General features: G+C 29.0%; 21 protein-coding genes. 2 read left to right on the top strand and 19 right to left on the bottom strand.

The window, feature by feature from the left end:
- Positions 1-2 precede the first annotated feature (2 nt).
- Genes QM746_RS03475 through QM746_RS03520 form a run of 10 tightly spaced genes read right to left on the bottom strand, consistent with a single transcriptional unit; the run spans position 3 to position 8828 of the window.
- Positions 3-848 carry a PIG-L deacetylase family protein gene (locus QM746_RS03475; protein ID WP_414982947.1) on the bottom strand — a complete coding sequence of 282 codons (846 nt, stop codon included), beginning with the start codon at positions 846-848 and terminating at the stop codon, positions 3-5.
- Positions 830-1966, bottom strand: coding sequence for a glycosyltransferase (locus QM746_RS03480; protein ID WP_414982948.1), 1137 nt, complete (start codon positions 1964-1966; stop codon positions 830-832). Before QM746_RS03480 ends, QM746_RS03475 begins: the two co-directional genes overlap by 19 nt.
- A complete protein-coding gene (locus tag QM746_RS03485) occupies positions 1966-2880 on the bottom strand; it encodes a glycosyltransferase family A protein (RefSeq protein WP_414982949.1) in 915 nt (304 codons plus the stop codon). The genes QM746_RS03480 and QM746_RS03485 overlap by 1 nt, the downstream gene beginning before the upstream one ends.
- A gap of 60 nt (positions 2881-2940) precedes the next feature.
- A complete protein-coding gene (locus tag QM746_RS03490; RefSeq protein WP_414982950.1) occupies positions 2941-4107 on the bottom strand; it encodes a glycosyltransferase in 1167 nt (388 codons plus the stop codon).
- Positions 4107-5123 (bottom strand): glycosyltransferase family 2 protein, encoded by a 1017-nt coding sequence (locus tag QM746_RS03495; RefSeq protein ID WP_414982951.1) that lies wholly within the window; start codon positions 5121-5123, stop codon positions 4107-4109. Before QM746_RS03495 ends, QM746_RS03490 begins: the two co-directional genes overlap by 1 nt.
- Positions 5098-6084, bottom strand: a complete 987-nt coding sequence (locus tag QM746_RS03500) for a glycosyltransferase family 2 protein (protein ID WP_414982952.1) — start codon at positions 6082-6084, stop codon at positions 5098-5100. Before QM746_RS03500 ends, QM746_RS03495 begins: the two co-directional genes overlap by 26 nt.
- Before the next feature lie 6 nt (positions 6085-6090).
- Complete coding sequence (locus QM746_RS03505; protein WP_414982953.1) at positions 6091-6666, bottom strand: acyltransferase; 576 nt, start codon at positions 6664-6666, stop codon at positions 6091-6093.
- 10 nt (positions 6667-6676) lie between these two features.
- Positions 6677-7399 carry an SDR family oxidoreductase gene (locus QM746_RS03510; protein WP_414982954.1) on the bottom strand — a complete coding sequence of 241 codons (723 nt, stop codon included), beginning with the start codon at positions 7397-7399 and terminating at the stop codon, positions 6677-6679.
- A complete protein-coding gene (locus QM746_RS03515; RefSeq protein WP_414982955.1) occupies positions 7396-8610 on the bottom strand; it encodes an ANL family adenylate-forming protein in 1215 nt (404 codons plus the stop codon). The genes QM746_RS03510 and QM746_RS03515 overlap by 4 nt, the downstream gene beginning before the upstream one ends.
- Positions 8607-8828, bottom strand: coding sequence for an acyl carrier protein (locus QM746_RS03520; RefSeq protein ID WP_414982956.1), 222 nt, complete (start codon positions 8826-8828; stop codon positions 8607-8609). Before QM746_RS03520 ends, QM746_RS03515 begins: the two co-directional genes overlap by 4 nt.
- A 76-nt stretch (positions 8829-8904) precedes the next feature.
- Between QM746_RS03520 and QM746_RS03525 the strand changes: the two genes are divergently transcribed.
- Positions 8905-9903, top strand: a complete 999-nt coding sequence (locus QM746_RS03525; RefSeq protein WP_414982957.1) for a glycosyltransferase family 2 protein — start codon at positions 8905-8907, stop codon at positions 9901-9903.
- Here the strand turns inward: QM746_RS03525 and QM746_RS03530 are convergent.
- From QM746_RS03530 to QM746_RS03545, 4 genes are read right to left on the bottom strand one after another with little or no spacing between them, the layout of a single operon-like run.
- Positions 9900-11180 (bottom strand): nucleotide sugar dehydrogenase, encoded by a 1281-nt coding sequence (locus QM746_RS03530; RefSeq protein ID WP_414982958.1) that lies wholly within the window; start codon positions 11178-11180, stop codon positions 9900-9902. The genes QM746_RS03525 and QM746_RS03530 overlap by 4 nt on opposite strands.
- Entirely contained in the window at positions 11181-11861 is a 681-nt protein-coding gene (locus tag QM746_RS03535) for an NAD-dependent epimerase/dehydratase family protein (protein WP_414982959.1), read from the bottom strand.
- Positions 11861-12934, bottom strand: a complete 1074-nt coding sequence (locus tag QM746_RS03540; RefSeq protein WP_414982960.1) for a hypothetical protein — start codon at positions 12932-12934, stop codon at positions 11861-11863. Before QM746_RS03540 ends, QM746_RS03535 begins: the two co-directional genes overlap by 1 nt.
- Positions 12924-13778 carry a hypothetical protein gene (locus QM746_RS03545; RefSeq protein ID WP_414982961.1) on the bottom strand — a complete coding sequence of 285 codons (855 nt, stop codon included), beginning with the start codon at positions 13776-13778 and terminating at the stop codon, positions 12924-12926. The genes QM746_RS03540 and QM746_RS03545 overlap by 11 nt, the downstream gene beginning before the upstream one ends.
- Before the next feature lie 87 nt (positions 13779-13865).
- On the opposite strand from QM746_RS03545, the gene QM746_RS03550 reads away from it, so the two are divergent.
- Positions 13866-14741, top strand: coding sequence for a glycosyltransferase family 8 protein (locus QM746_RS03550; protein ID WP_414982962.1), 876 nt, complete (start codon positions 13866-13868; stop codon positions 14739-14741).
- Between the two features lie 13 nt (positions 14742-14754).
- Here QM746_RS03550 and QM746_RS03555 read toward each other — a convergent pair whose 3' ends face one another.
- The 5 genes from QM746_RS03555 to QM746_RS03575 all read right to left on the bottom strand — a co-directional run bounded on the left by QM746_RS03555 (position 14755) and on the right by QM746_RS03575 (position 19502).
- Entirely contained in the window at positions 14755-15747 is a 993-nt protein-coding gene (locus tag QM746_RS03555) for a hypothetical protein (protein WP_414982963.1), read from the bottom strand.
- Positions 15740-16783, bottom strand: a complete 1044-nt coding sequence (locus QM746_RS03560; protein ID WP_414982964.1) for a hypothetical protein — start codon at positions 16781-16783, stop codon at positions 15740-15742. Before QM746_RS03560 ends, QM746_RS03555 begins: the two co-directional genes overlap by 8 nt.
- A gap of 1 nt (position 16784) precedes the next feature.
- Positions 16785-17639 (bottom strand): glycosyltransferase, encoded by an 855-nt coding sequence (locus QM746_RS03565; RefSeq protein WP_414982965.1) that lies wholly within the window; start codon positions 17637-17639, stop codon positions 16785-16787.
- Positions 17626-18441: a glycosyltransferase family 2 protein gene (locus QM746_RS03570; RefSeq protein ID WP_414982966.1), complete on the bottom strand. Its 816-nt coding sequence runs from the start codon at positions 18439-18441 to the stop codon at positions 17626-17628. Before QM746_RS03570 ends, QM746_RS03565 begins: the two co-directional genes overlap by 14 nt.
- Before the next feature lie 221 nt (positions 18442-18662).
- Complete coding sequence (locus QM746_RS03575) at positions 18663-19502, bottom strand: glycosyltransferase family 2 protein (RefSeq protein WP_414982967.1); 840 nt, start codon at positions 19500-19502, stop codon at positions 18663-18665.
- Between the last annotated feature and the right edge of the window lie 4 nt (positions 19503-19506).

Here is a 19506-nt window from a genome sequence, read left to right on the forward strand (position 1 = left end):
TCTTAGGTATTAAATTTTAAAAATATTTTGTCGCTGTATTCTCTTATTTTAAATGGATAATCTATCAAATAGATGCTTTTCTCAATCTCGTTTTTTTGTTCTTTTACAAAATTCAAAAATAATTCCCATTCTAAAAGAGAATATTTGGCAAATACTTCTGCAGCATAAAAATTTTGAGATTGTGCCCAAATTACATTTTGAATGGCAAACCTTCTAATGGGTGTGTTTTTTTGTGAAATATAGCAATCGTCAAATATTTTTATTTTGGTTTGAATTTCCTTTTTAGAAAGAGGCAAATAATAACAATTTCTCATACTTTCTGGAGTTGGTACAGAAATATGATAAAAGTAAAGAGGTACGGATAAATCTATTTTTTTGAGAATTTCTAAAGCAATGTCATTCGCTTTTATATGTTCTGGATGCCAATCTAATGGAAAAGGAATGAAAATAACAGTAAAATTATTTTCTAAAATAAGTTCTTTTAAATCCGAATGATTTTCTCTATTTGTAGAAACTATTAGTTTAAAACCAGTTTTATTACTTACATTTTTTATCTCGTTCTGTCTTATTGTTTCGTTTTCTTGATGATAATTTTTTCCCAAAAAATTGAAATAATACACCGTAGATTTCTCTGCTTTAGAAATTGCCTGGCTACAGCCAATCCACTCGTCGTCTGCATGAGGGGCAAGTATCAAAATGTTTTTCAAATCAGAATCGGGAATGATTAATTCTGAATCAATAATTTTTTTGTTAGATAATTTAGATTTTATCTCACAAAAGCACCAAAGAATTTTATTTTTTAAAATCCTGATTTTTAGCTTTATTGTACTTAGATTATTTCTTGCCATTTTTTCAGAATTTCATTTTGTTTCCAGTTTTGTGCTTCTTTAGAAGCGTTTTCCATCATCTTTTCTAGTTTTTCATCACAATTAGTAAGCATTTCTAGTTTTTGGATAAAATCTTCTTTATTGTTTACATCAATTAAAAACCCTAAATTGTTTTTAACAATATCACTTGGTCCATAGTTACAGTTGTAGGAAATAATAGCATTACTACAAAACATAGCTTCAACTAAAACTGTAGGCAAAGCTTCTTTGAGTGAGGTGAACCCAAATATTTTAGATTTTCTAAGCAATTCTAAAATTTCATCAGAAGTTTTGATTCCATAGAAAATTACATGGTTTTGTAATTGATTTTTCTCTACAAAATGTTCTAAATTTTTTTTTTCGTTGCCATCACCAATTATTTGAAGTTTCCAATCTTTAGAAACGTTGGCTTTTTTGAAAATTTCTAAAAGAGCAATTACATTTTTTTCCTTATCTAATCTTCCTACAAAAGAAATAAGATTTTCTTTGTTTTTAAAATTGATTTCTTGTTGATTTTCAAACGGTTCGCCAATAATATTAGGGATGAAATAAGTTCTATTGAATTGTTTATAATATTCTATGGCTGGAGAATTAATGCCAACAGTTCCTTTTAGGTTTTTGTAATATTTTCTTAGAATATCTTTATAGAGAACTCCTCCTGTTTCGTAAGTGGTGTGTTCCCATGCGATTGTCTTTTTATTTGTTTTTTTGTTAAGTGCTAAAAACGAAGACAATTTGTACCAAGCAGAAATAATAGTATCATAATTTTGATGGTTTACTCTCATCCAATTTCTAAGCATCAGAAAAACACCAATATGATGAATATAGGTATTGATATTTCTAATTTTGGGTATAAATTTTAAATATTTTACATTGAATTCACAAATTTTCCATGCCCAATGAGAAAAAGTATCAATGTTGTGTACTTTTATGTCAGAATTTAAATTATAAAAATGCACTCTTTCCTTCATCAATAATAGAATTTCTACTTTGTAGCCATTTTCTGAAAGTGCATTGGCAAGATTGGTAAAAACCTTTGCAACTCCACCTGGTTTAAAGAGTTTGTAATAAACAAGCAATATTTTTTTTGAATTCTCCACTACTTTAATTTTTGATAAATAAATGAAAAAGGTAAAACAAAAATTCCTAAAATTTTAATCCAAACATTTTTAATTTCGTTAATAATTGTAGAAGTTTTTCTTCCACTTTTTAATGAGTAAGTTTGGTAACCAATTAAGTTTCTTAGCAAAGCTTTTGGATAAAAAAATAAACGATTTCCATAAGAATTTAGAAAAGAAAGATGCCCTTCGGCTAATCCAAAGAGATTTTTTTCGCTCCATCTTGTGTTTGAAACAGAAGCAACATCATCATTATCTTTAAGGTAAAATCTTACTATTTTATTAATGAATCTAGTTTTTACTCCTTTAGCATCATAATCGTTAAAGATTACACTTTGCGGGATGTAACCTTTGCCTTCATATTTTAAAAAATCTTTCACCGAAATTTCTCGGTGATAGGTTTTGGTAATGAAAATTCCAAACTTGTCACCTCTTACTTTATATTTGTAGCGCATCTCAAAAATGCTTCCGTCAAAACCATTATTGGGATATTTATCACCTACAATTTTTCCGTTTTCGTCTGCAGAAAGTCCCATCACTCCAATAAATTTGTCTTGATTTTCTATTTTTTCTGCTTCTGAAATTAATATTTCCAAAGAATTTTCAGGATAAATATCATCAGAATCTACCATCATAAAATAAGGGGTTTTTACCATCTTAATACCTTCTAAAACCGTCAGAAATTTATGCCTATTCTTGTCTTTTTTGTAAATAATTTCAAAAAAAGGATTGTGAAGTTGAAAATTTTCCACCAATTCTGTAGTATTATCTGTAGAGCCATCATCTAAAATAATCCAAAGAAAATCTTTGAAACTCTGGTTAAGAAGGGATTCAAAAACTTTGGGAAGCGTTTTCGCTCTGTTAAAAGTGGGAGTGATGATGGTAATTTTATTCATTTGTGTTTTCAAATTTTGAAATTTTTAAAACTCATTACTGACTTTTCCGAAGGAGTAATTTTAGGTATTCAATAAATTATATTGTTGCTCAAAAACTTCAGTTACTTGTTGGTAAATTTTTTGTTCATCAAATTTTTCATCGGCAGATTGAGTTCCTTCTGTAATTTTTTTTACCAATTCTGGTTCAGTAAGAAACTTTTTCATGGCTTCGAAAATTTCATTTTCATCAAAGTTAACCAAAATTCCGTCTTTTCCGTTATTTATCATTTCTGGAATTCCGCCAACATTTGTAGAAATAATTGGTTTGTGCAAACCCATTACTTCGCCAATTGTTAATGGATAACTTTCAGATTTTGAAGGGAGTATAAAGTAATCGGCAGCTTTTACATGTGGCCAAGGATTTTTTTGAGAATCCAAAAGCAGAAATGTTTTTTCTACATTCAATTCTTTTGCTTGATTTCTCAAGTTTTCCATTTCGTTTCCGCCACCAATCACAGCGATAGAGTGCATTAGATTTTCGTCTAAAAGCCTCTTGTGAACTCGCATTAACTCTGCATACCCTTTTCGGTGATGCAATCTTCCTATGGAAATAAATGTTGGTCGAATTTCAAAATCTATATTAAAAGCTTTAGCTTTTTTTCTCACTTCTGGGAGTTTAATCACATTATAAATTACAGAACTTTTGGGGTAAGAAACTCCGTAAACGTCTTCTATTACTTGTCTGGTTTGTGCAGCGCCGAAAATCATCCAATCGAATTTTTTCATCAGATTGATGCGTTTCATTACACGTGCTTTATCGGTATCATAACTTACATCCGTATGAAACCAACCAATTTTTCTGGATTTTTTGTTGGGCGAATTCAGTACCATTTCAAATTCTGCATAGCCGGGAGAAACTTCTATATCGAAAATTTCTTTTACTTTTAAAGCGTATAAAATAGAAGGGAATTTGTCGTAAATTTCTAATTTTAGTATTCTCAATACCAATTGAATTTTTTGAAAAAAAGGGTTTTTAGACATTTGCTCTCTTCCTTTTTCTACTACAATGAGTTTGATGTCTTTTGGGATTTCGCTCACCAATTCACCTTGATATAAATTGAGCATCAAAGTAAAATCAAATTTATCTTTAGGTAAATTTCTCAATAAATCTAGCACAACTCTTGGTACTCCGCCCATTTCTAAAGAGCGAAGTCGGAAGAGAACTTTTATTTTGTTATTTTTTTCCATTAATCAACTTCACAACCTAAGTTTCTGTATTGCGTTTTAAATGTTGAAACCCAACTTCTAAAAGCAGGTTTATCTATTTTATGGTCTAAAAATTTCTCAAAATATTCTAAAGAAAAATCTTTAGGGAAATTTTGTATCTCATCAAAACTACCATTGTACCAAGCTTCATTAATTAAATGATTGAAATAATTGACATCAAAATTATCGCCGTATTTATGATATGAATTGGTAGCCGAAGATTGAAACGTGGTTTTCATGGCTTCATTGGTTAATTTTGCCAGAAAATTTGGGTTATTTTTATTTTTTCTATAAAAAGCAGAAGCATTTCTGAGTTGCTGTTTTTCATCTACTTTTCCTTCGGCATCTTTCCAAATTTGTAGCCAATAGTCTTTTTGCCAAAACCCCATCAATATAGAATTGAGCGCCCAATATTTTCTTTTGGTGGTATTGTCTACAATTCCTAGCCTGTAAAGAATCGTAAAAAACTTGAATTTATTGTAAAAAAACAAATCGTTTAAAAAATTGGGAAAAAGCAGTAAATTTTCAGGTTGTACACGTAAAATCTCGTTTATGATTTCTGAAATTTCTACAAAATTATCATCTTTCTTGTTTCCAAGCCAACCTAACTTTAAAAGTGAAATTTGATTGTTTTTACAATTTTTTTCTAAATTATTAACATTAATTTTTTGAGTAAACCAAACATCATCTTCGGTCATGATGAAATATTCAGAAGCATTTTTAGCTGCTTTATACCATAAATCTGTGGGAATGATAAAACCATCAATTTCTTTGCCTGTTTTTAGGTTTTCTTCAATTGCTGTAACTTTATTTTGGTGGTTTTTAGATTTTAAAATCTCTATTTGAGGATGTTTTTCTTTAATTTTTTGAAGATATTTTTCTGGTGTACCATCATCTAAAATTTTAACCACAAAGTCTCCATCTACAAAATTTTCTATGCTTTGCAGACATCTGTCTAGATAGTATGGTCTGTTAAAAGATTTGATGAGGATATCCATTATAAAATTTTTTAAAAAGTCTAAAAATGATAAGAGGTAGTTTAGAAAATATATAGTATTTAAAAGGAATTTTTTCTTTTTGATAGTATTTTTTGAATTTTTTTAATAAAAAATCAAGTTGCTCCTTTTTATTAAGTTTTATTGCTATATCCATTGCAAAAAAAAGTTCGCTTTTAGAATTTTTATGATTAATATTATTGATTTCTAGTACTTCTAGATTGTTAAAATTTTCATAAAAATCTTTACCAATCTTATATCTCAATTTATAAAAATAGAGTGCTTTTTCTACCATTAATTTTTTCACAAAGTTATCTCCTTTTCTAGAAATAGATGTTTTTAAAACCCTGTAATTAAGCAGTTTTTCATTAATATTAGCCAGTTTTTTTCCTTGTGTTATTAAGTTCAGATATAAGTCGTAGTCTTCACAGTACAGAAATTTTTCTCTGTATTGTATGTTTTGATCTTTTCTAAACATTATAACAGGGTGAAAAAGCGGTATCTTGGAAGTTATTCTTTTTACAATGTCACGGTGTTCTAGAGCACCAATGGCTTCACCTGTAATCTCGTTTTGTTCGTTAATGAAGTTCAATTGAGCTCCTACTAATATTATTTCAGGGTTTTTTTCTAAAAAATCTACTTGTTTTTGAAATCTTTCAGGTAATGAAATATCATCAGCATCCATTCTTGCAATATATTTTCCTTCGGCGATAGAAATTCCTAGGTTTAGATTTTCAATAAAACCTTTTATCCCTAAATTTTTTTCTTTTTTTATAATTTTAATTCTTGAATCTTTCTTTGCGTATTCTTCAAGAATATCTAGGCTATTGTCTGTAGAACAGTCATCAATAATAATAAACTCAAAATTTTGATATGTTTGGTTTAAAATGGATTCTATTGCTTGTACAAGATGTTTTTCTCCATTATATACAGACATTATCACTGAAAGGAGTTTCGGTTTCATACTTAATTACATCAAAGGAATTTTCAGATTCTGTACTTTGCTCATAATAATAGAGTTTGCGGGGATGCTTCTGTTGATGAGACATTTTGTACCAATTATACAATTGTCGCCAATGGTTACGCCTTTTAGAATGGTAACTTCGCTGTAAATTTTTACATTTTTCCCTATAATGATGGGCGCAGTATTAAATTCATTCTGTTTCCATTCGTATTCTGGTTCTGTAACGAAAGCATGGTCATGGTCATAAAATTTACAACCTTCTGCAATGCCAGAATCTTCGCCTATTTCTATTTTTTCTAAGCAATTAATAGAAACATAATCGCTGATATTTACGTTTTTGCCTAAAATCAATTCGCCACTTTTTCTAATTCTTATCGCGTTATAATCTTTTATTATTACACCTTCTTCAATGGTGATTTTTGCATCTTGGCTTAATAACAGAAACATATTTTTTCCTATTCTGAAAGAAGGATGAATAGATGCGTTTTTCAAACTTTTTAATTGATGGAGCGTGTTTATTTTTCCTATTTTATCAATAGTTTTGGGAATCAGCATCAATATTTTTATCAATAAGCTTTTCATCAATTCAAAATTAAATAGTTCCTGAATCTACAAATATACATTGTCCGGTAATAGATTTAGCACCATCGCTCAATAAAAAAGCTACTGTATCTGCTACAGAATCTACATCTGTAGCTTCTTTAAGCGAAGATCTTTTGTAAATTCTGTCTTTTTGTTCGTCGCTTAAGATAGCACTCATTGCGGTATTCATAAAACCGGGAACTACCACGTTGGAACGGATTTTTTTTTCACCCCACTCTCTTGCAGTATTTTTAGAAAACGCTTCTAGTGAACCTTTAGACGAAGCATACATTGCCAAACCTTTGTAGCCCGTATGTGCGCTGATGGAAGAAATATGAACAATAGAACCTTGTTTCTTGTTCAGAATCATATTTCTGATGGCGTATTTTGTCATCATCATAGGTGAGAAAACGTTTACCTGGTACATTTTCAGAAGTTCTTCGTAGTTGAGATTTGTAATAATATCGTCATAAGCCATAGCAGCATTATTTACCAATGCGTCTAATGAAATCTGATTGTTAATAAAGTTTTTGAAAATTTCTTTCCTCACGTTTTCAGTATCTGAAAGGTCAAAAGAATAGAAAAAAAATTTATTAGGAAATTGAGTTTGCAATTCTTTTACTTCATCCGAATAGGTTCTGCTGATGCCATATACAGAATGTCCTTCTGCTAAAAGTTTTTTACAAATAGCAATTCCTACACCTCTAGAAACTCCTGAAACGAGTATATTCATTGTTTTAATTTTTTTCCAGTTCTTGTTAAGCCAATTTCTTCTACGAAAGAGATTCTTCTTGGGATTTTATAATTTTGAAGTTTCTCGTCCAGATAATTTCTGATTTCAGATTCTTCCATTTCTTGATTTTCAAAAAGTACAATTTCTGCAGAAAGTATGTTTCCTAAAACAGCATTGGGCTTGCCAAAAACTTTTATATTTTTAATTTTAGTATTTTGCAAAAGAATTTCTTCTACTTCGTTAGGATTTACTTTGTAGCCACCTACATTTATCAATTCGTTTTTTCTGGAAATAAATTTGAAGATTTTATTTTCTTCGTCAATCCATTCTATTAAATCCCCTGTTGCATAGAAGTCTTTTATGTTGTCTAATTCTTCTGATTTTCCTAGCAAAGATTTATGTAAATATAATTCATTTTCTTCTACTTTGATGAGGTTTTCCAGATAAGATTTAATTTTGAAAAATTCGCCAAAAGCTGAAAAAATAGCACCTGCTTCGGTAGAAGCATATACATTGTTAATTTTAGCCTCAGGAAATAATTTTTGAATATTATTTAATAATTTTTTATCAGATTTCTCACCGCCCAAAGTAATTCTTTTCACAAATGGATAGGTTTCTTCAATTGGCAAAAGAAGTCTATAAAAAGTAGGAGTTGCGGAAATATTGGTGATATTATATTTTTTAATTTTCTCATAAATTTCTGTTCTGGAGCTGTTAAAAATATTCACCAGAGAATTTCCGTTTACAATTGCTTGTAAAAAAACCTGCAAACCTGCCATGTGCGTAGGGTTGTAAGCAAATCCCCAAACTAAATTGCTTTGGTTTTCATTGATTTTAATATTTCTCAATAAATTTTGAAGAGAATGTGTAATTTTTTTGGGCTGTCCGGTTGTTCCAGAGGTAAAAAGAGTAATTTTAGAGTTAGAATTACTAATAGCTTCGGATAATTTTTTAACGTCTTTTATTTTAATTGAATTTTCTACAGAAATATTTTCATTAGGAGAAACATTATAATTATAAATTTCTTCTAAAGACCAATCTGCATCTACCAAAACCAAATTTCGATTTTGAATGATTGCATACAAAAGATTAAGATAGAAAGAATATAGCTCTTTGTAAAAAAAATGGTCGGAATATTCATTCTTGCAGTTCAAATCTTCTATCAATTGATTGTAAGTAATTTCTGAAGATTGATTTGCTAAAAAAATCATTGTAATTTATTTAGAATTTCGCCTACAGTTAGTACCAAGCCATCTTCGAAAATGTCTATGTCAAATTCGTCTTCTATTTTTATGGTAAGTTCTGCCAAATCAAAAGAATCAAGATTAAGATCTTCTCTCAGTCTCATTTCTTGGGTTAAAGATTCTACAGGTTTATCTTGCTTATTTTTTTTAATAGAATTAATAATTTTTAATAATTTTTCGTTCATTTGATTTTTTTTACAAATTTATCAAAATAATTCTATTTTTGCTTCAAAGTAAACGTTTTACAAAAAATTTACATCAATGAATTCTCCTCTAGTTACCATTTCAATTCCTATTTATAATTGTGAAAATTATATTATAAATTGTTTACAATCTGTGATTTGTCAAACGTATAAAAATATCGAAATACTTTTGGTAGATGATTTGGGGAATGATAATAGTATGAAATTAGCTGAAGATTTCATTAAAGAGCATTCTGGTTTTAATTTCAGAATTTTAAAAAATGAGAAGAATTCTGGACTTTCTGTAGTGAGAAATGTAGGAATTGATAACGCAAAAGGAAAATACATTTTCTTTCTAGATTCAGACGACGAAATTACACCAGATTGTATCTCGAAAATGACTGAAATTGCAGAAAACGAAGAAGTAGAAATGGTTTGTGGTAATGTAAAAACAATACAATTAGATACTAAGAAAGAGAGCAACGCTTTTAAACTTCAAAACAGTAAAGAAAAAATTATTGGGAATAAAGAAATTTTTGAGAGTTTTATTAAAGGGAAATTTCCGGTTCCCAGTTGGAATAAACTTATTCTATTGGATTTTTTGAAAGAAAAAAAATTGTATTTCAAAGAAGGCTTGTTTGCCCAAGATTCTTTGCAAAGTTTTGAAACGGCTTTGGCTTTAAATTCGGTTTATTTCTTAAAAGACGATACTTATATTTATTATCTTCACCAAGATTCTGTAATTCATAATCGCAAGAAGAAACATTTTGACAATTGGATTACGATTGCCGCTGAATTTGAAAAATATTATCAAAAAGAACAAAATCTTGAGCGCAAAAAACAAATTTTAGGCTATTTAATTGATTATAAAGATTTGACTTTACTCATGAATTGGAAGGCGCAAAAAAAAGAAGAACTTTGGAAGTATAGTTACAGTTCTTATAAAAAAATGGCGTCATTTTCTTTTGCAGATTATTTCAATTCCACTTTTTCTAGAGAACTTAAAAAGAAGAATTTTTTACAAAATTTACCTACGAATTTAGGATATAAAATTTTCAGAAAAAGATTTGGAAGTTAAAGACTGAAAACATTTTCAGACTTTGGCAGAACGCCTTTTACATCAAAGATAATTCCGTTTTCTACAAGTAAATTAGACAATTCTATTGTTAAAATATCTGTATGTGGAACGGCTAAAATTATTGCCTCAAATTTTTGATTAGGAAGAGACTTTGTTACTTTTGTTTTGTACTCTTTTTCGGCAGATTCTGTGTTAATCCAAGAATCAAAAACGGTAACATTGGCGCCAAATTCTTGTAAATTTTTAACAATATCAATCACTTTTGTATTTCTAAAATCAGTACAATTTTCTTTGAACGCAAAACCAAGAACCAAAATTTCAGAATCTTTTACTTTGAAATCTTTTTTCAGCAATTGTTTCACGGTTTGAGATGCAACATAATTTCCCATAGAATCGTTCATTCTTCTTCCTGCAAGAATAATTTCCGGATGATAATCAAATTCTATCGCTTTGTGCGCCAGATAATATGGGTCGACTCCAGTGCAATGTCCGCCAACTAAACCTGGTTTGAAATGTAAAAAATTCCATTTTGTACCTGCGGCTTCCAAAACATCTTGTGTATTGATGCCCATTAAATTGAAAATCTTAGAAAGTTCGTTTACAAAAGCAATATTTACATCTCTCTGAGTATTTTCTATCACTTTTGCGGCTTCAGCAACTTTTATTGAAGGCGCAAGATGAGTTCCTACTTCAATTACAGATTGGTAAAGTTGATTAACTTTTTTTGCTGTTTCAGGAGTAGAGCCCGAAGTAATTTTCAGAATTTTTTCTACAGTATGCTCTTTGTCTCCCGGATTTATCCTTTCTGGAGAATAGCCTACAAAAAAATCTTTATTGAATTTTAGTCCAGAGAATTTCTCTAAAATAGGGACGCATTCTTCTTCGGTTGCACCTGGAAAAACAGTGGATTCATATATTACTAAATCATCTTTTTTTAGAGCTTTTCCCACGGTTTCGCTAGCGCAATATAACGGTGTGAAATCTGGTTTATTATTCTTGTCTACAGGAGTTGGAACGGTGATAATATAAGTGTCAGAATCTTTAATTTCTTCAAAATCAGTGGTGAAATAAAGACCTTTCTCCCCAGATTTTAGATTTTTCGAAGAAATAACGGTTTTTAACAACTCTTCAGAAACTTCTAGCGTTTTGTCTAAGCCGTTTTTTAAATCGGAAATTCTTTCTTTGCTATGGTCGAAACCTACTACAGCATATTTCGTTGCTAGTAACCTTGCCAAAGGCAAGCCAACATATCCCAGTCCAATGATTGTAATTTTCATTTAAGAATAATATCTGTCTAACATTCTACAAAGATAATCTTCTTTGTTGGTTAAATTATTTTCTTGGAAATAAACTTCCACTTCCGGAATGGAAATAAGATAGCTTTGTCCACTTTTAACTAACGAAGTTTTTGCCTTTTTATTGAGTTGTGTTTCTATTATGTCTATAATTTCAGTTGTTGAAAAGTTTTCTAAATAGGCAACATTAATAATTTTATTAAAATTGTTTTTCTTTAAAAATTCTAAGGTAATATTTTTAACATCGTCTGCATCAATTAAGTTTCTAGTTGCCAATGTATGAATATTAATTTCTTTTTCCAGAATTACGGCATTTACAAGATAATTCATCAAAAGATTGGGGTTTCCGCCTTTTCCAACGGCGTTGCTCACTCTTAAAATTAAAAATTTAGGTGCAAATTCTTCTACAATTTGTTCCATTCTCAATTTATGATTTACATAAGCGCTTCCGTTTTTAGAAGAGTCATAAATGCTGCAAGTAGAAAAATAGATAAATGCTTTTTCGGGATTTTCTTCTAGTGTTTTTCTTATTAAATTTTCTTCGCGCAGAAAAGCAGATTTATCTGTTTCCAAAGAATTAGAAACGCCACTTGCAAAGAAAATTACCTTCTCTTCGTCATTATTTTTGAATAAATTAGCGATAAGTCCGTTCCCGATGATCATCAGTAGTATTGATTAATGCGATTAAAAGAAATAATTATTTGTAATATAAACATAATTATCAATAAATATTTAAATAATTTAAAATATTTTATCTTATAATCATTAGCAATTAATCCTAAAAAAAATAAAAAACAAAAAGGAAATAACAATCGTATATTAAGAGTATCTATTCTAGTATAGAAATATACTATCCATAAAGAAATTAAGTAAAAAAAGCTAAGAAAAATAAAGTACATATTTTCAAGTTTATTCTCTTTTAACATTTTTGAAGCTCTTATAAAATATAATATTATAGAAAAAATAAAAAGAATACTTACTAAGAGAAAGGGCATTCTACCAAACAAATTACTGAAAAAAGGATTGAATGCTTGTAAAGTATTAAATAAACTTAATCTTATGTTTGTATTTGCTTCTCCTAATACTTCTCTATTACCGGCAAAATAACTTGTGAAATAGTAATTAGTAAAAACATATGCACCACAGAAAAAAAATGCAATAATAGAAGAGTAAATATGGATGAGATGTTTTTTATGATTAGTGTGTAAATATATTAATAATCCAAAAACAAATGTACCAATGATAATAAATAGCATCGAGTATTTTGTTAAAAAAAGAGAAAATAGTTGTACGGAATATAATAAAATAAAAACATTAGTTTTAATTAATTCATTATTCCAATATCTTCTTTGTAGTATAAAAAATAAAGTGAGTTGTGGGATTAACAAAATTTCTGACCAAGAGTAACTAAATATTGATGAAAAAAGCCAAGATAGAGAGAGTAGCCAAAGAGATTTCCATTCAGCAATATGCATTTTTGTCATAAAAAAAAATAAGAGAATACAAATGATATTTATTACTTTAGAAGCTACAAAAAAATCACCCACAAAAAAGTAGAATAGCTTTAAAAAAGATGGGTATAGAATTGGGAATAAACTATCTGTTATAATAGGCAGGTTAGAAGCAATTGAATAGTATGATTTGCTATCATTGGTTTCCGTTATAAAGAAATACGAAGAAAATAATACTAGAAAAATCTGGGACAAAGGAATTAAAAAATAAATCTTATTTTTCATAGTATTCTTTAATTTTATGATGCCCAACATGTAAAATCACTTCTTCGCCAATGCCTTCGTTTCCGTCGCAGAGGCACCATTGTTTGGGTAAAATGTAAGGATAAGTACCCGTTTCCCATGCAGATTTCCACATTACAAGAGAGGCTCTGGAAGGGTCTTTTTTCATTATTTCTGCACAGGTTTTATAGAAGATATTTCCTCTTTCGTCGTTTTTCCAAAGGGTCATTGGGCTTTGGTTATAGGAATGGCCAAGGCCAAGACTTTCGTCTTCTATTGGTTGAGTATCTTTAGACCAAATCATGTCTTGTCTTAGCAATTGCCTGTCATTATAAGGTACGCAAAAACCGAATTTTTTGGTGAGATGTAGCAGGGCAATAATGTCGCTAGAAACGATTTCCATGTCAGAATCTAAAACACATTTAAAATCCGCATCTGATTCTATCAAAGACAGAAATTTAAAATAATCTGCAGTTCTATAGCCGTATCTTTCGTGTTCAGGATTAGCAACAGGAGAGGTTACTTTTATTAGGTTTACGCCTTCTATTTTTAAATCAAAATCAGAATAAACGGTATATTTTGCATTTGGGAAATATTTTTTCAGGGATTTTAGAGAAGGATCTAGTCGAGATTCTTTGTTATTAAAGTCTGAGCCGCCACCGTTTACTCTTTCTTCACCGAATTCAGAAAAAAGGAATTCAATTTTTATCGTTTTTAGAAAATCAATTTCTGTTTTTGAGAATGGAATATTTACAAAGCTACTTTCTCTTTTTTTTGGGAAAGTAACAGTAGCTTTACCTTGCAAAACAGCTATGGCATTTTTGAGTTTATAATATATTTTCCACATTGTGTTTGTAAAAGGCAAATATAGTAAGATTATTTTTTAATATTTTTTTTTCCACTTTATAAATAGTAATTTTGTTAAAAAGAAGATATGGATTTTTTGCCAATTGTTTTTACTTGTGATGATGCGTATTTTAAGTATGCAAATGTTGTAATAACCTCTATCTTACATAATCAGAATAAGAACTGTAGATACGAAATTAATATACTTAGCGAGTTTATAAGCGAAAAAAACAAAGAAATAGCAAAAAAGCAGATTTCAAAATATTCAAATTTTAGCATCAGATTTGTTATCCTTAAAGATATTGACACGAGTAATTTTTTTTTGAATTCTTATATGTCTGTTAGTACTTATTACAGATTTTATATACCAAAGCTTTTTAGTCATTATGATAGAATTTTGTATTTGGATAGTGATTTAATTGTAGATGCGGATATTTCAGAATTAGCAAGTTTAGATTTTGAAGATACTTTAGCAGTATGTTGTTCTAGCCCTTTTATTAGAAATAAAGTTTTGAAAGGGGATGATGAAAAATTTTCTTTGAATTATTTTACTCATGTTTTGAAAATGCCAGATCCTTTACAATATTTTAATGCGGGCGTTATGTTGTATAATATCAAGAAAATGAATGAAATAGATATTGCCACGAAGTTATTTGAAGCATTAGAGGATATTAAAGAGCCTTTTTTGCAGGATCAAGATATTTTAAATTCTGTTTTATCTAATAATGGAGGAGTAAAACTAATTTCTAGTAAGTATAACATGACCAGGACCTTTGTAATCACAACCAAAAGGCTATTTTTAGAAAGATTAAAAGAAATATTCAGAATAAGCAAAAAAAGCAATTGGTTTTTTATTTACCATTACGTAGGAAAAGACAAGCCTTGGATGACCAAAAGAAGAGATGGTCTATTATTTTTAAAATATGCTAAAATGTCTCCTTTTTATAAACAAATTTTTAAATAAATTGTTTTTAGTGTTAACCAAAAATGTTTTTAATCCAATATTTGAAATTGTATTTATCTGTTATTTCGTGGTTCAAATTGTGATAGGGCAGTTTTAAAAAATTCTCTAAACCATCAAAATTATTAAAATCTGTAATGTAAATATTATTAGGGTGGTAGAAGTCATATTTTTTGACTGAGAAATTATCAGTAATAATCTTATTTTTATAAACCAATGCTTCAAAAAACCTAAGAGAAAGCCCATCGTGTTCTTGTCTTTTGAGGTCTATTACACATTGTGCGTTTCTAGAGAGTGATAAGCAGTCTTCATAAGAAAGAGGTTTTTCAAAAAATGTTATTCCTTCTATAGGGTTTTCTTTTCTATATTGGTTTTGGGTAAGAAGAAATTGATAATTGTACTGATGGTTCAAAGATTCTAAGAATCTATGTATGCTAGAAAGATCTTGCTTTCTTTTTTCTGTATTTACTCCTATGTATAGAAAATCTATTTCTTTATGCTTATTACTAGTGTCTTCAAAGAAGCAATTAGTAGTATGTTTTAGGGGGTAATTAGGGTATTGGGATATGTCATTTTCATCAAATACAAAAATGCGATCAAAATATTTCTGATAATCTAAAATTTTAGAAGAAACAGAAAGCCCATCTAATTGAAAATCTACCTTTTTGGTTGAGACAGAATGAGCATATTTAATTACAAATTCAGGTACTAGATCTCCTCTTATTACAAAACAGAAATCAAATTTCAAATTTTTCTTTTTTAAGCGAAGGAGTTCATGTTTTGAATGCTTATTGAAGTTTCTTTCTTCAATTTTATGGATTTGTTTCTTGTTTTTTAGAATAATTCTGTGAAAATAGTTTTCTGTTTTTTGCCAAAAATTTAGCTTGGTTTTTGGGATGTTATTACCATAAAATTCATACACCTCATAATTGTTAATAGTGAAATGTTCTATAAATTTTTTTGCAATATTCTTATTACGATATATGAAGAGTACTTTTATTTTATCCATTTTGATGTGAGATAAGTCTATTTTCTAACCAATGATCTAGTCTGTATTTATTAATAAGGTTTTCATCAATAAGATGATACGGTTTTGTTAAAAAAATAGTAATTTCTTCAGAACTTGTGTTTTCTGTAAAAATTAGAATATTATCTGGATGATAAAATTCTAATTCTTTTACCTTAGGATTTGTAGTAATTATCTTTTTTTTGTAATGTGTAGCCTCAAAAATTCTAAAAGTAAATCCCTTCTGATAGATTATCTGTATGTCTAGTACAATACTAGATTTTGCAGTAATAAAAAGATAATCGTGTAAAGAAATTCCGTGTTCTAAGTATTTGAAGTTAGGATTTTTTACGAGCTGTTTTTTGTCAAAATCTGGTGGAACTACAATATTAATATTATATGAAACATCAATATTAGGATTTACCTTGCTAATGATATTATCTATGGTAATGTCTCTTCTGTTGGCAAGTTGCCCTACATAAGAAAAAACGTGATTTTTAAGTGGGGTAATTTGGCCTTGTATCTCTTGTATAGGATAGAAAAAATTGGTGGCATAGTTCATTCTTAGATTAGGATACTTATGAATACTATCCTCGTCAAAGCAATATACTTTATTAAAAAAATGACGGGTTTTTAAGAGTTTTTTTTCTTTCGCATCATTTACACTATCCCAAAGATACCCATAGATCGCAGAGCCGTATTTACAAATATATTTTACAAAATTTTCATTAAAATTATCATGTCTTATAAATAATATATAGTGATATTTTTTATTTATTTTATTGTAAATCTGATTTAGAAATTGACGATTTTTATCTTGAAAAGCAGCCTCTTCTAGGTAATCATTTTTTTTTAAGACCAATCTATTGAATACATTTAGTAATTTATGTATTTTATTTTTTACAAATGGTTTATGTGGCTCTATTTTCAGAAAATCAGCATTTATACCTTGTGCATTTAAGAATTCAAAGGCTTCTTCTCTCAGAAATCCTTGTTCTACTATAAGTACGCTTTTCCCTATAAGTGCATTTTTATTCATATTAATAAAATAAGATATTAATGATTTTTTTTATAGCTTTTAGAGTGTTAAAAAAACCAAGTTTTTTAAGTTTCAAAAATTTTAAAAGGTAATAGGTTTGTTCTCTTTTAGAAAAGTCTAAATGCCAAAGTTGTTTAGAAAACTCGGTAAACATTTCAAATTCTAATTTTGTATCTATCTGATTTTGTTTATAGTGGGTTCTATTATTTAATCTATTTTGGATAAGAGACTCTAGCCATTCTTTTGAAGGTTTACCTTGTGAGAAATGCTGAATTGATATTTTGTTGGTAATATAATTGTTAAAATAGGAATTAGATTTTATAGAAAAAGAAATGTCATAAGCGTGATAACCTTGTAACCGTTCGTCAAATTTTATTTTTTCCCAATTATTTTTGGAACAAGCCATAAAAACGCCGTCTATTATTTTCACTTTTTTTAATCCGTTTTCGGCAGAGAACGTAAATTGATGGTTTTTATTTTCAATAAGATTTACATGAGTGATGTGCGAGTAACAGTGGTTTTTTATCATCCACCATCCAATAGGCACTTCTGGTATATAATCTGCTCCTGCCAGACCTATTGTGCCGGTTTTTTCGTCTTTTAGGTAATCTGTTATGATAGAGCCCCAGTCTTGGGTTTTAAACAAAATGTCTTCATGTAAAAAAAGAAGATAATCGTATTGTGCCTTCTCTGCTCCTCTGTTGTATGCCTCACAAATGCCCATTTTACCAGGGTTGTCTATTTTTATCATTTCATACGGAATACCAATGGTAGCGGCAATGTTTTTTTCTAATGCCAGATAATAGTGAGGTTGGTATGATGAAATGATGATGGAGAGCATTTTATAGTCTTTCAATAATTTTAAATAGAAGTTTTGATAATTTATTTTTCTGTGTTTTTAAAATAATTTCATCGTATTTAAGAGATTTGTTTTTCAAAATAGAATAATTTTTAATGGCATTCTCGTTACAATCTAAATATTTTGAGAGATGCTTTCTATAGATATAGTTTTCTGCTTCATTTAATAATTTACTATTTTGATTGATTTTATCATCCATAGAATTTTCTTTCCTGCGATAAAAAAAACCAACATAATCTAATTTTATTACTAAACTATTTTCATTTAAAATAGATAGCCAAAAATCCCAATCTTCTCTGCCATACTTCAAATTTTCATCATATCCTAGAACTTTAACCCAATTTTCTTTTTTTAAAAAACCTGAACAAAATATAATATTTCCGGTCAGAATTTGTTGATGGGTGTAATTCGGAAGGAGCCATGGTTTGTTTTCAATACCAAAGAACTCTGCATTACAATATATTACTGTAGGATTTTTCGCAAATTCCTTTTCTGCCAATTCTAGGTACTGGTTGCCAATTTTGTCATCTGCATCTAATGGTAGAATCCACTCTCCTTTGGAGATTTTTATCCCTGCATTTCTTGCAGAAGACAAACCTCCATTCTCTTTATAGATATATCTAAAACGGGGGTCTTTTCCCACCCATTTTTTTGCAATCTCTTCGGTATGGTCTGGGCTGCCATCATTTACAATAATACACTCCCAATCTTGGTAAGTTTGGTCTAGTACAGATTGAAGACACTCGTCTAAATATTGTGCTTGGTTATAGCAGGGGACGATAACGGAGATTAAAGGCATTGTTTAATATTTAATCAAAAATAATTAATTTATTTAGATTTTGTACAATAATAACGGAACAATAGGGATTACTAATCAAATTTTACTTCGTCCCAACTTGGGAAAACCTAAACCAAAATAGTTTCTTACTGTCCCAACTTGGGAAAGTCTAAACCAGAATAGTTTCTTTCCGTCCCAACTTGGGAAAGCTTCTTTTTATTATAATTGAATTTTTTCAGAACTTATAAATATTTATAAGCTTTAAAAAGTCCTAATTTATATAATAATTTTAACAGTCTGGAGTTTTTGAGGGAAGTGAGTTTGTCTTTTAATTGTAGATATTTATTTTTGGGTATATAGTGTTCTATAAATAAATCTTCAATGTTTATATTTCTTCTTTCAGCCATTTTAATTAAAGCTACCCAATGCCAGAAAAGAGCTTTCTCAGAATTCTTATTATTAGATACACCTCCAGAATGTATTCTGTATAAGTATTGAGGATTATCTATTAATTTTACTTCGGCAATTTCACACATTTTCATATAAATGTCTTTGTCTTCTGCTCTTTTAATAAAAGTGTCTATACCTGTTGTTTTATTATAAACTTCTTTTCTAAAGCAAGCAAAATGTGATATTTCTCCACGAAAACCATAATAGTCTGAATTTAAACTTTCAATTTGTTTGCAGTGGTGTTCTTTGAGTTCATTTAACTTTTCATCACAAAAAATGAAGCCTGTATAAGTCATGCCTATTTCAATATTGTTGCTGAAAGCTTCCAAGCTTAGCTCAATTGCTTTTGGTTTCAAAGCGTCATCTGGGTCTAATCTTGCAAAAATTGGAGATTCTGACAATTCAATGCCTCTAATTAATGATTTTTGGTAGCCTATATTTTCTTCATTTTTAAAAAACCTGAAACGTGAATCTTCTGCAATTAAGTTTTTTATAATTTCAACTGAACCATCTGTAGAGCAATCGTCTATTACTATTGCCTCCCATTTTTTTTCTGTTTGAGCTAATAAACTATCATAACAATCTTTAAAAAAGTGACCGTTATTGTAATTGGCAATTAGAATACTAATCATTTAT

The sequence above is a fragment of the Cloacibacterium sp. genome (assembly GCF_047601505.1).
GTDB lineage: Bacteria > Bacteroidota > Bacteroidia > Flavobacteriales > Weeksellaceae > Cloacibacterium.